Source organism: Azospirillum sp. B4 (assembly GCF_000333275.1).
In the GTDB taxonomy this organism is placed as follows: domain Bacteria; phylum Pseudomonadota; class Alphaproteobacteria; order Azospirillales; family Azospirillaceae; genus Nitrospirillum.
Genome location: NZ_BACU01000645.1, coordinates 1 through 12,604 on the forward strand (window position 1 = coordinate 1; position 12,604 = coordinate 12,604).

11 protein-coding genes are annotated in these 12,604 nt (G+C 68.1%); all 11 read left to right on the top strand.

Annotated elements, in window-relative coordinates; genetic code table 11:
• Positions 1-986: cell division protein FtsQ/DivIB (locus I55_RS29135; RefSeq protein ID WP_211100325.1), on the top strand; the 986-nt coding region annotated here is incomplete at its 5' end.
• A gap of 13 nt (positions 987-999) precedes the next feature.
• The gene (gene ftsA / locus I55_RS29140) at positions 1,000-2,277 is read left to right on the top strand and encodes a cell division protein FtsA (RefSeq protein WP_044564227.1); all 1,278 of its coding nucleotides are present in this window, start codon (positions 1,000-1,002) and stop codon (positions 2,275-2,277) included.
• A 151-nt stretch (positions 2,278-2,428) separates the two neighbouring features.
• On the top strand, positions 2,429-4,216 hold the full coding sequence (gene ftsZ, locus I55_RS29145) for a cell division protein FtsZ (protein WP_044564228.1): 1,788 nt from the start codon (positions 2,429-2,431) through the stop codon (positions 4,214-4,216).
• A 473-nt stretch (positions 4,217-4,689) separates the two neighbouring features.
• Entirely contained in the window at positions 4,690-4,896 is a 207-nt protein-coding gene (locus tag I55_RS29150; RefSeq protein ID WP_044564229.1) for a UDP-3-O-acyl-N-acetylglucosamine deacetylase, read from the top strand.
• Positions 4,856-5,359, top strand: a complete 504-nt coding sequence (locus I55_RS38765; protein ID WP_252181361.1) for an HD domain-containing protein — start codon at positions 4,856-4,858, stop codon at positions 5,357-5,359. Before I55_RS29150 ends, I55_RS38765 begins: the two co-directional genes overlap by 41 nt.
• A 1,018-nt stretch (positions 5,360-6,377) precedes the next feature.
• The gene (gene murJ / locus I55_RS29160; RefSeq protein ID WP_044564230.1) at positions 6,378-7,934 is read left to right on the top strand and encodes a murein biosynthesis integral membrane protein MurJ; all 1,557 of its coding nucleotides are present in this window, start codon (positions 6,378-6,380) and stop codon (positions 7,932-7,934) included.
• 109 nt (positions 7,935-8,043) lie between these two features.
• Positions 8,044-9,042: a tryptophan--tRNA ligase gene (gene trpS, locus I55_RS29165; protein WP_044564231.1), complete on the top strand. Its 999-nt coding sequence runs from the start codon at positions 8,044-8,046 to the stop codon at positions 9,040-9,042.
• 145 nt (positions 9,043-9,187) lie between these two features.
• Positions 9,188-10,111 (top strand): sulfite exporter TauE/SafE family protein, encoded by a 924-nt coding sequence (locus I55_RS29170; RefSeq protein ID WP_044564232.1) that lies wholly within the window; start codon positions 9,188-9,190, stop codon positions 10,109-10,111.
• A gap of 23 nt (positions 10,112-10,134) precedes the next feature.
• The gene (locus tag I55_RS29175) at positions 10,135-10,854 is read left to right on the top strand and encodes a TIGR02186 family protein (RefSeq protein WP_044564233.1); all 720 of its coding nucleotides are present in this window, start codon (positions 10,135-10,137) and stop codon (positions 10,852-10,854) included.
• Positions 10,855-10,920: 66 nt separating this feature from the next.
• The gene (locus I55_RS29180) at positions 10,921-11,418 is read left to right on the top strand and encodes a universal stress protein (RefSeq protein WP_044564234.1); all 498 of its coding nucleotides are present in this window, start codon (positions 10,921-10,923) and stop codon (positions 11,416-11,418) included.
• Positions 11,419-11,790: 372 nt separating this feature from the next.
• Positions 11,791-12,345 (top strand): NifU family protein, encoded by a 555-nt coding sequence (locus tag I55_RS29185; RefSeq protein ID WP_044564235.1) that lies wholly within the window; start codon positions 11,791-11,793, stop codon positions 12,343-12,345.
• Positions 12,346-12,604: the final 259 nt, after the last annotated feature.

Genomic DNA, 12,604 nt, shown 5'->3' on the forward strand with positions numbered 1-12,604 from the left:
GCCGACCTGTGCGGCTGGATTGTGGAGCACGCGGCATGCCACGGGTGACCCATCCGTCCAGCCCCGGCCTGTTCCCCGAGGGCGACACCCCGCGCAGCCGCATTGCGTATGAAACGCGGCGGACGACGCAGCGCGCCGCCCAGGCCGCTAACCGCCGCCGCGCCACGCCGCGGTGGGTGCAGTTCCTGGGCCGCCGTGCCACCATCATCGTGCCGCTGACCCTGGTCGGCGGCCTTGTGCTGTGGGGCTGGGCCAGCGGCAAGCTGACGGCCGCCAGCAACGCCGTGACGGAGGCCTTCCTGGATGTCACGGCGCGCGGCGGCCTGCAGGTGCAGGAAGTGCTGGTCAAGGGCCGCAAGGAGACGGACGGTGCCCAGGTGCTGGCGGCGCTGGGCGTTGAGCGCGGCGCGCCCATCCTGGGCTTCGACCCGCACGCCGCCCGCAAGCAGCTGGAGCAGATCCCCTGGATCGCCAGCGCCCGCATCGAACGGCGCCTGCCGGACACGCTGTACGTGGTGCTGACGGAACGCCAGCCCATGGCCCTGTGGCAGCATGAGCAGAAGCTGGCCCTGGTGGATGCCGAGGGCACGGTGCTGACCGACCACAACCTGGACCACTTCCCCAACCTGCCCATCCTGGTAGGCGAAGGGGCGCCCAGGCGGGGCCGCGCCCTGCTGGCCGCCCTGGCGGCGGCCCCCACGATCCAGGCGCGCGTGGATGCCGCCGTGCTGGTGGGCGCCCGCCGTTGGGACCTGCACCTGAAGAGCGGCACGGAAGTGCGCCTGCCGGAACTGAATTTCGAGGCGGCCATCCAGCAGCTGGCCGCCCTTCAGGCGTCGGACAAGATTTTGGACCGCGACGCGGTCGCCATCGACCTGCGCGTGCCGGACCGCCTTGTCGTCCAGACCTCCCCCGCCCCGGCGCCCGTCAAGGGCGGGGCGGTCCGGCCTGGCGACAAGAAGCGCCAGCCGGCGAAGAAGAACTGAGGCGGACCAGACCATGGCATTCACCGTAACCGGCCGGTCCAAGCCCAAGCGCGTCGCGCGCGGCGGCACCATCGCCGCCCTGGATGTGGGCAGCAGCAAGGTCGTCTGCTTCATCGCCCGGGTGGAGGAGCCCGGCTCCATACGCGTGGTCGGCATCGGCCACCAGGTGTCGCGCGGCGTGCGCGCCGGCGCCATCGTGGATATGGAGGCGGCGGAGACAGCCATCGGCACCGCCGTGCACGCCGCCGAGACCATGGCGGGCGAACAGATCCGCGAGGTGCTGGTGGGCCTGTCCGGCGGCCAACCCGAAAGCCAGACCCTGACGGTGGAAACCGGCATCTCGGGCTCGGAGATCACCGACGCCGACCTGCGCCGGGCCCTGGCCCATGCCCGCAACCTGAACGTCTCCGCCGACGCCGAGCTGATCCATTCCATCCCCGTGGGTTACACCGTGGATGGGTCCAGCGGCATCCGCGACCCGCGCGGCATGGTGGGAGAGCGGCTGGGCGTGCGCCTGCACGTGGTGACCGCCGCCGCCGGCCCGGTGCGCAACCTGAACTCCTGCGTCGGCCGCTGCCATCTGGGCGTGGAAGGCTTCGTCATGTCCCCCTTCGCCGCGGGCCTGTCCTGCCTGGTGGAGGATGAGATGGACCTGGGCGTCACGCTCATCGACATGGGGGGCGGCACCACCAGCATCTCCGTCTTCTTCGACGGCAAGATGGTATGGACCGACAGCGTGCCCATCGGCGGCAGCCACGTGACCAGCGACATCGCCCGCGGCCTGACGACACCCCTGGCCCACGCCGAGCGCCTGAAGACCCTGTACGGCAGCGCCCTGCCCGCGCCTTCGGACGAGCGTGAGATCATCGACGTGCCGCAGATCGGGGAGGAGGACCGGGCCCAGGCCCACCATGTTCCGAAGTCCCTGCTGGTCGGCATCATCCAGCCCCGGCTGGAGGAGGTGTTCGAGTTCGTGCGCGGCCGCCTGGACGCCTCCGGCTTCGCCAAGCTGGCCGGCCGCCGCGTGGTGTTGACCGGCGGCGCCAGCCAGCTGCCCGGCATGCGGGAACTGGCGCAGCAGGTGCTGGACAAGCAGGTGCGCCTGGGCCGCCCCCTGCGCATTGGCGGCCTGGCGGAATCCGTGGGCGGCCCCGCCTTCTCAGCCGCCGCCGGCCTGCTGGCCTACGCCGTCCAACAACATGCCGAGGCCCCGGCCCTGGCTCCCCTGATCGAACCCGCCGGTTCCGGCTGGTGGGGCCGCATGGGCAACTGGCTGAGGGACAACCTATGACGGCCATCCTCATGCCCAGGTGGGCCCTTCAGAAATTCAGGCCGCCCCCATCGGGCACCCCCGCCAGGGGCCGATGTACCGGCCGAACACCGAAATCGACCCAAGACCTAAACGCACGCAATTCAGGACGTTCCGCAGAGGGGACCACGCCATGACCATCAAAGTCACCATTCCGCCGGTGGAAGTGCTGACCCGCCCGCGCATCACCGTCTTCGGTGTCGGCGGCGCCGGCGGCAACGCCGTCAACAACATGATCCGCTCCAACCTGGAAGGGGTGGAGTTCGTGGTCGCCAACACCGACGCGCAGGCGTTGACCGGCAGCGAGGCCACCAAGCGCCTGCAGCTGGGCAGCACCATCACCCGCGGCCTGGGCGCGGGCTCGCGCCCCGACGTGGGCCGCGCCGCCGCCGAGGAGCAGCTGGAGGAGATCCTCTCCTACCTGGAAGGCACCAACATGTGCTTCATCACCGCCGGCATGGGCGGTGGCACGGGCACGGGTGCCGCCCCGGTAATCGCGCGCGCCGCGCGGGAACAGGGCATCCTGACCGTGGGCGTGGTGACCAAGCCCTTCCACTTCGAAGGCGCGCATCGCATGCGCATCGCGGAGCAGGGCATCAATGAGCTGGCCAGCTACGTCGACACGCTGATCATCATCCCCAACCAGAACCTGTTCCGGGTGGCGAATGAGAAGACCACGTTCGCCGACGCCTTCAAGATGGCCGACGATGTGCTGCACTCCGGCGTCCGCGGCGTCACCGACCTGATGGTCATGCCGGGCCTGATCAACCTGGACTTCGCCGACATCCGCACCGTGATGACGGAGATGGGCAAGGCCATGATGGGTACGGGCGAAGCCACCGGCGACCGCCGCGCCGTGGAGGCTGCAGAAGCCGCGATCAGCAACCCCCTGCTGGACGATGTGTCGATGAAGGGTGCCCGCGGCGTCCTGATCAACATCACCGGCGGCTACGACATGACCCTGTTCGAGGTGGACGAGGCGGCCAACCGCATCCGTGACGAGGTCGACCCCGACGCCAACATCATCTTCGGCTCCACCTTCGACGCCCAGCTGGACGGCAAGATGCGGGTGTCGGTGGTGGCGACCGGCATTGAGACCCTGGCCGGCCAGCAGCCGCGCCACCAGCCGGCGGCCCCGCAGCTGTCGGTCGTCAGCGGCACCGCCGCGCGCCGCGCGCCCGCCATTCCGGCCACGCCTTCGGTCAGCACCCCGGTGCGGCCGGCGGCCGGCGCCAGCTACCACGCGGCGCTGACGCCCGCGCCCATGGCCCCGGCCCCCATGACGGCGGCGTCCACCGCCACGGCCCCGGCACCGTCCGTGGCCACCGTGACCACGCCGGCACCGGCCCCCATCACCGCCCCACAGATGGCGGTGCCGGCCCCGGCCGCCTTCGCCACGCCGGCGACCGAAGCCGCACCGACGGCGCCCGCCGTCGAGATGGCGTCGGAACCGGCGGCCGAGCAGGCCCCCCGGGCGGAGGTGCCCATGCGCGCCCCCGCCCCCGGCACCCTGCGGGGCGAACGCGGCGGTACCGGTTTCATCCCGCCGCGCCCGGCCGATGCCGGTCCGCGCTTGGGCGCGCCCAACCCGGACCGCTACACGCCACCACAAGCCGAGCCACGTAAGAAGGGCATCTTCCAGCGCATGTTCGGCTTTGGCGGTGACGAGCCGGCGCCGCAAGCGGCCCCCCAGCCGCAGATGGCACCGCGCCAGCCGGCGCCGGCCGCGCACTATGCACCCCAGCCGGCGCCTCATGTCCAGCAGCAGCCGGTGCACCAGCATGCCGCCGCGCCCCAGGCCCAGCACCCGGCCCCGCGCCAGCCGGCGCCGTCCGTGCATCCGGAGCCCGGCTTGGGCCGCGCCCCGGGTGAGGACAGCTCGCTGGATATTCCGGCCTTTCTCCGCCGCCAGGCGAACTGAAATGAGGTATGGATGCATCCCGTGTGACTGACGTCACTGCATCGCATCATGCGAAGGGCCGCTTCCCGCAGGAAAGCGGCCCTTTTCATTTGTGGCGACAAGAAGGCAAAATTGCATTTGTGCTCAAGTAGATACGCATAGCGTCACGTAACATTCGGTAACAAAGAGTGATTTGAAGCCTGGGCGTCACGGCGTTACTTAGGCAGCATGACGTTTGGCCTTCGATGCACCGCAACATGCGGTTCACAGCAAGATCGGACGTCAGAGCCGAGGCGATAAGGCGGCAGGGTCCGAATTTTGGACCGCATGCCGAACCGGTCGCCGGACGTGAATGGCAGGGCCCCAGGTCGATCCGGACCACCCCACCGCCCTCGTCCGAACCCAAGTCCCTGGGGACATAACCCTGGGGCGCATGTGATGCAGGAAAGGCCCGGCCCGCCCCGTATCACGGCAGCATCAAGGAAGTTGGACCCGTGTACGCCGATCGTGAAATCACCACCGCCGCCCGCCAGCAGACGCTGAAGGCCCCCATCAACTGCACCGGTGTCGGCCTGCATTCCGGCCTGCCCGTTGCCATGACGATGCGCCCGGCACCCGCGAACACCGGTATCGTCTTCCGCCGGCTGGACCTGCTGCGCGGTGGCGCCACCGAGGCGCACGCCACCATCCCGGCCCGCTGACATCGAAAAGGGCAACCTGAAGGACGAGGTGCCGCTGGCCTGCGAGGTCATCCACACCCTCAGCTCCAAGCGCGCCCTGTCGGTGGCCCTGCTGCTGCACGACGTGGCGAAGGGCCGGGGCGGCGACCACTCCATCCTGGGCGCCAAGGTGGCGGAGAAGCTGTGCCCCCGTCTGGGCATGACGGAGGAAGAGACGGAAACGGTGGCTTGGCTGGTCCGCCAGCACCTGACCATGTCCATCGTCGCCTTCAAGCGCGACTGGATGATGAAAAGACAATCGGGACTTCATCGACATCGTGAAGTCGCCCGAACGCCTGAAGCTGCTGCTGGTCCTGACGGTGGCCGACATCCGTGCCGTGGGTCCCGGCCGCTGGAACAACTGGAAGGCGACGCTGCTGCGCCAGCTGTACTGGCGGTCCGAGGAAATGATGTCCGGCGGCGTGGTGGGGGCCGATGGGCGTGAGGCGCGCATCGCCAACGCGCAACGGGCGTTGCGCGCCCAGCTGCCGGACTGGGCCCCGGCCGATATCGACCACCACCTGGCGCTGGGCTATCCCAACTACTGGCTGGCCTTCGATCCGCCGACCCTGGCCCAGCACGCCCGCCTGATCCATGACGCGGAGACGCGTCGGGCGCCGCTGACCATCGACACCCGCTTCGATCCCGGCCGGTCGGTGACCGAGGTGACGATCTACACGGCCGACCATGCCGGCCTGTTCTCCCGCCTGGCGGGGGCCATGGCGCTGGCCGGCGGCGACATCGTCGACGCCCGCATCACCACCATGACCAACGGCATGGCGCTGGACGTCTTTTCCCTGCAAGGCACCGGCCCCGGCGGCATCCGCTTCGACAGCGGTGAGAAGCTGGCGCGGCTGAAGGCGTCGGTGGAGAAGGCGCTGGCCGGCGACATAAAACTGGCGCCGGAACTGGCCAAGCGCGTCTCGCCCCTGCCGCCGCGCACCCGGGTGTTCCGCGTGCCGCCGCGCGTGCTGATCGACAACAAGGCCAGCGCCGGCTACACGGTCATCGAGGTCAACGGCCGCGACCGGCCGGGCCTGCTCTACGACCTGACGCGCGCGCTGACGGCCCTGAACCTGCAGATCGCCTCTGCCAAGATCTCCACCTATGGCAACGCCGCCGTTGACGTCTTCTACGTGAAGGACATCTTCGGCCTGAAGGTGGCGCATGAGACCAAGCTGACCCAGATCCGCAAGGAACTGCTGGCCGTGCTGGACGATCCCGATCCGGCGGCGGAACAGCCCAAGGCCAAGCCGGTGCGCCGCCGGACGGCAGCGGCGGCCGAGTGACGTCACATTGATCCACACGCGCTTTTTCCTAGGACCCGACTGGGTCCGCCGGAGCTTTCCGGGGAACGCAGTGGACTGGAAAGCGAGGATAGCCAAGCGGCCGGATGGCCGCGCCCGGCGCTTGAGGGCCTATGAAAACTGGCACCCCTGCCGGTTTTCATATAATCCGCCATCATGAGCTTCGCACGCGCCACCGCCACCGTTGGCGGCCTCACCCTCATCTCCCGCGTCGGCGGGTTCATCCGCGACCTGCTGACCGCCTGGGTTCTGGGCGCGGGCGTGTCCGCCGACATCTTCATCGTGGCGCAGCGCCTGCCCAACTACTTCCGCTCCATGTTCGCGGAAGGGGCCTTCACCGTCAGCTTCGTGCCCATGTACTCCGCCGACCTGAAGGCGCGGGGGCGGGGGCCGGCCGACCAGTTCGCCGACCAGGCGCTGTCCTTCATGGTCATGGTGCTGCTGCCCGTCACCGCCCTGGTGATGATCGCCATGCCCTGGGTGATGCTGGGACTGGCCAGCGGCTACGCCGACCAGCCGCAGCATTTCGCCCGGCTGGTGGATCTGGGGCGCATCACCTTCCCCTACCTGATCTTCATTTCCATCACCGCCTTGCAGACCGGCGTGCTGAACGCGCTGGGCCGTTTCGCGCCGGGGGCGGCGGCGCCCATCGCTTTCAACATCTGCATGATCGCGGCGCTGGGCCTCACCGTGTGGCTGCACCTGGAGGCCAACCTGGGCCAGGCCTGGGGCCTGACCATCTCCGGCATGGTGCAGATGATCTGGCTGGCCGTTTCCTGCCACCGGGCGGGGGTCAGCCTGCGCATCACCTGGCCGCGCCTGACGCCGGATCTGCGGCGCCTGTTCCGCCAGATGGTGCCGGGCGCCATCAGCGCCAGCGTCATCCAGATCAACCTGATCATCGGCACCCATGTGGCGTCGCTGCTGCCGTCGGGGTCCATCTCCTACCTCTATTATGCCGACCGGCTGAATCAGCTGCCGCTGGGCGTCATCGGCATCGCCATCGGCACGGCGTTGCTGCCCACCCTGTCCCGCCATGTCCAGGGGGGGGAGCGGGACGCCATCGACCACCATGTCAGCCGGGGCATCGAATTCGGCCTGCTGCTGGCCCTGCCGGCGGCCTTCGCCCTGGGCCTGGTGCCGGAGCCCATCTACAAGGCGCTGTTCCATGGCGGCCGTTTCGGCTTGGGCGAGGCGCATCAGACGGCGCTGGCGCTGGCCATGTACGCGCCCGGCATCCCGGCCTACGTCGCCTCCAAGGTGCTGACCGCCATCTACTTCGCCCACCAGGACACGCGCACCCCCATGCGCATCGCCATCGCCACCCTGGTGGTGAACATGGGCCTGGCCACCGGCCTGGCGCTGTTCACGCCGCTGGGTCACCTGGGCATCGCGCTGGCCAGCACCGTCACCGCCTGGGGCAACATCAGCCTGCTGTCGCTCTCCCTGGTCCGGCGCGGCTGGCTGCGCCTGGACCGGCAGCTGCTGACCCGGGCGCCGCGCATCCTGGCGGCCAGCCTGGTGATGGCGGCCTGCCTGCTGCCCCTGGCCCATGTGCTGGACCCCTATTTCGTCGGGGGCGTCTGGGTGCGGGTGCCGGCGCTGGCCATCCTGGTGGCGGCCGGCCTGGTGGCCTACGGTATCGCGGTGGTGGCGCTGCGCGGCGTGGTGGTGACCGACTTCCTGGCCCGCATCCGCCGGAAAAGGAAATAGGGCGCCGGAAAAGGAAATAGGGCGCGCGCCCAGGCCGGCTTGACCGGCACGGGGGTGGGGCCCTACCTTCGCATCCCGGTTTTTACTTCCCCACCCAAGGCCACACCCGATGAACCGCATCTTTTCCGGCATGCAGCCGACCCGCCTGCTCCACCTCGGCAATTACCTGGGCGCGCTGCGGAATTGGGTGGCCTTGCAGGAACAGTACGAGTGCATCTTCTGCGTGGTGGATCTGCACGCCCTGACGCTGCCGCAGGATGCGCCGACGCTGACCAAAAACATCCGCGCCGTGGCGGCGGCCTACATCGCCGCCGGCGTCGATCCCGAGCGCAACCTGATCTACAACCAGTCGGCCGTGTCCGGCCATGCCGAGCTGTCGTGGATCTTCTCCTGCCACACCCCCATGGGCTGGCTGAACCGCATGACCCAGTTCAAGGAGAAGGCGGGCAAGCACCGCGACAACGCCGTGCTGGGCCTCTACGCCTATCCCGTGCTGATGGCGGCCGACATCCTGCTGTACAAGGCCACCCACGTGCCGGTGGGCGAGGACCAGAAGCAGCACCTGGAGTTGGCCCGCGACATCGCAGGCGCCTTCAACCGCTATTATGAGACGGAGGTCTTCCCGGCGCCCGAGCCCATGATCATGGGCGAGGCGACGCGGGTGATGAGCCTGCGCGACGGCACCAAGAAGATGAGCAAGTCGGACGAGTCCGACTACAGCCGCATCAATCTGACGGACGACGCCGACACCATCGCGCTGAAGATCCGCAAGGCCAAGACCGATCCGGAACCCCTGCCGGACACCACCGAGGAACTGGCGAAGCGGCCCGAGGCCGACAACCTGATCACCATCTACGCGGCGCTGGAGAACATCTCCAAGCAGGATGCCCTGTCCCGCCACGCCGGCGCCAACTTCTCCGCCTTCAAGGCCGACCTGTGCGACCTGTCGGTGGCCAAGCTGTCGCCCATCACCGACAAGATGAACCAGTTGCTGGCCGAGCCGGCGGAACTGGACCGGATTCTGCGCAACGGTGCCGACAAGGCGAACGAGATCGCGTCGCGCACCATGGCGGAGGTGAAGGACATCGTCGGCCTGCTGCGTCCGTAAGCTACTGGCGGCCCCAGGCGCAAGGATCAGCGGCGCGGGGCCGATCCCCACGCCGCTTTTCTTTTGCGCGTAAACGGCAAGGCCCATGGCCGCCGCCCGGCCGCTCAGGTAGAGTTGGCCTGTGGCCGGCACGCCTAGGGATCCCATGCAAATCTACCTGCCGATCGCCGAGATGTCGGTCAACGTCTTCTGGGTCCTGGGCCTGGGGGCCATGGTCGGTTTCCTGTCCGGCCTGTTCGGGGTGGGGGGCGGCTTCCTGATGACGCCGCTGCTGATCTTCATCGGCGTGCCGCCGGCGGTGGCGGTGGGAACCCAGGCCAACCAGCTGGTGGGGGCCGGCGTCTCCGGCGTCATGTACCATTGGCGCAAGCGCAACGTGGACGTGAAGCTGGGCCTGGTGATGCAGGCCGGCGGCATCGTCGGCACCGTGCTGGGCGTCATGCTGTTCGGCATGTTGCAGCGGCTGGGCCATATCGACCTGGTCATCTCGCTGTCCTACGTCATCTTCCTGGGCGGCATCAGCGGCCTGATGCTGATGGAAAGCGTGCGCGCCCTGTTCCGCGGCCGGCGCAAGGGGGCGACGCGGGGCAAGCTGCACCACCACACCTGGCTGCACGGCCTGCCGTTCAAGATGCGGTTCCCCCGCTCGCGCCTGTACATCAGCGTGCTGCTGCCGGTGGGCATCGGCTTCATCGGCGGCGTGCTGGTGGCCATCATGGGCATCGGCGGCGGCTTCCTGCTGGTGCCGGCCATGATCTACATCCTGGGCATGCCCACCACCCTGGTGGCCGGCACCTCGCTGCTGCAGATCATCCTGACCACCGGCGTGGCGGCCGTGCTGCAGGCCGCCACCAACCACACGGTGGACATCCTGCTGGCCCTCATGCTGCTGGTCGGTGGCGTGCTGGGTGCCCAGATGGGCTCGCGCGCCAGCGGCTATCTGAAGGGGGAGCAGGCCCGCGCCCTGCTGGCCCTGACCGTGCTGGGGGTGGCCGTCAAGCTGGCGGTGGACCTGGTGCTGACGCCGGACGACCTCTATTCCATCACCACCACAGCGGGCCCGAAATGAGGGCGCGGCGCTGGGGCGGGGCGATGGCTGTGCTGGCGTTGCTGGCAATTTGGACGCCGGTGCGGGCCCAGACCCTGGTGGCCGACCTGTCCAGCCATTTGATCGCCATCACCACCGGCTTCACCGGCACCGACGTTGTGCTGTTCGGCGCCATCGACCAGCCGGGCGACGTCGCCGTGGTGATCGAAGGGCCGGAAACCTCCCAGACCGTGCGGCGCAAGGACCGCATCGCCGGCATCTGGATCAACAATGAAACCCTGAAGTTCTCCCACGTCCCGGGCTTTTATGGCGTCGCCAGCAACAAGCCGCTGGACGCGCTGTTGCCACCAGCAGTTGCACAACGCCATGAAATCGGGCTTGATCATGTGCGCATGTTGCCGCGCGCGGATGCCGATGCCACCACGGTGGCGGAGTTCCGCTCGGCCCTCATCCGCAACAAGCAGCGCGAGGGGCTGTACGGCACCGAAGTGGGGGAGGTGGTCTTCCTGGGCCAGCGCCTGTTCCGGACGTCGATCAGCTTCCCGGCCAACGTGCCGATCGGGCTCTACACCGTCAGCGTCTACCTCATCCGCGACCAGGATGTGGTGGGGGCGCAGACGACACCGCTGGCCGTCAGCAAGATCGGCTTTTCCGCTGACATTTTCGACTTCGCCCAGCATGACGGCCTGATCTACGGCCTGATGGGCGTGTTGTTGGCGGTTGGCGCCGGCTGGCTGGCCGGCACCGTGTTCCGTAAGGGCTGACACCAGTCCAGCGTTCCTGTCACCATGCGTTCTCGTCACCATACTGGCAGAGGGGTGCAGCGTCCCATGTCCATCGATGATCCCATCCCGCCGGCCGCCGGCCCTCAGCGCATCTTCCTGGTGGTGGTGGACGAGACGGAGGAAATGACCGTCGCCCTGCACTACGCCGCCCGCCGCGCCCGCAGCACCGGTGGCCGTGTGGCCCTGATGCACTGCATCGAACCGGGCGACTTCCAGCACTGGGCGGCGGTGGAGGATCTGATGCGCCAGGAGCGGCGGGAGGAGGCGGAGCAGTTGCTGCAACGCCTGGCCCGCGACGTGGTGGACATCTGCGGCTCGCCCCCCGCGATCTACCTGCGCGAGGGCGACACCCGGGATGAACTGCTGGCCCTGATCGCGGAGGAGCCGTCGATCTCCATCCTGGTGCTGGCCGCCGGCACCGACACCGCCGGCCCCGGCCCCCTGATCACCTATATCGTGGGCAAGATGTCGGGCACGCTGCGCATCCCCATCACCATCGTCCCCGGCTCCCTCAACGACCTGCAGCTGGACGCGATAACGTGATGCATGGTCCTCAGGCGCCGGCAGGCCCTAGTTTTAAAAGAGCGCCGTGTGGCCTTTTAAAAGGCTGTGGCGGATCGTTCCGCTTTTGAAAAAAGCCGTGGGCCTTCAAATTTTCAAAATGCCGCCGGTGGTTGAAATCACGGGATCGATGATGGGTCATGAAGGCCACTAATTCCGTGGGATTCCAGCGGTCTTAGCCACTTGTTTTGCGGCCGTGCCAGTCGCGGCGCGGGGTCGCGCAGACCGGGTCTGCCGCTTGACGCCTTGATATTGGCGGACAGTCGCCCCATTTTGGCTAAAATGCTGGTGCACACACGGCGCGCTGCCGTATTTTGGGTCCACATTTTCGTATTGTCTTTCAAGGCGTTGCAAATGTTCATCCAGACCGAGGACACCCCCAATCCGGCCACGCTGAAGTTCATTCCGGGCCGGGAGGTGTTGGCGCGGGGGACGGCCGATTTCGCCGACAAGGCGTCCGCCGACCGCTCTCCCCTGGCGCAGGCGCTGTTCGACGTTGACGGCGTGGAACGGGTCTTCCTGGGCGGGGACTTCGTCACCGTGACCAAGGGCGGGAACCAGGACTGGTTCACGCTGAAGCCCCAGATCCTGGGCCGCATCATGGAGCATTTCGCGGCCAACCGCGCCGTGCTGCTGGATGAGGCGGAAGACGGCCATAGCGACGGTGAAGAAGAGGATTCCGAGATCGTGGCCCAGATCAAGGAATTGCTGGACACCCGCGTGCGTCCTGCCGTGGCGCAGGATGGTGGTGACATCACTTTTCACGGTTTCGACAAGGGCATTGTCTACCTGACCATGAAAGGTTCGTGCGCCGGCTGCCCCAGCTCGACCGCGACATTGAAGGCCGGCATCGAAAACATGCTGCGCTACTACATTCCTGAGGTTGTCGAAGTTCGCGCGGCCCGCTAGTATGCCGGCCGCCCACCCCCCCGCGAAGGATGGGGGAAGGATGGTTGGTGGGTGGCGCCTGATGGGGAAGATGGACCGACAGAGACGCGTCCCCCCGACGGTGTAAGTGTTACCCGTGCAGCCATGCCGGCCTGGAGAATGGCCCACATAGTGGCGGGCCCATTGGGCATGGCTGAACGGATTATCCCGGATTTGATTTCCGGCAGCAAAAACGTCCGATGGACGCGTACCCCGATCGCCCTATGTCCCTGACCAGTGG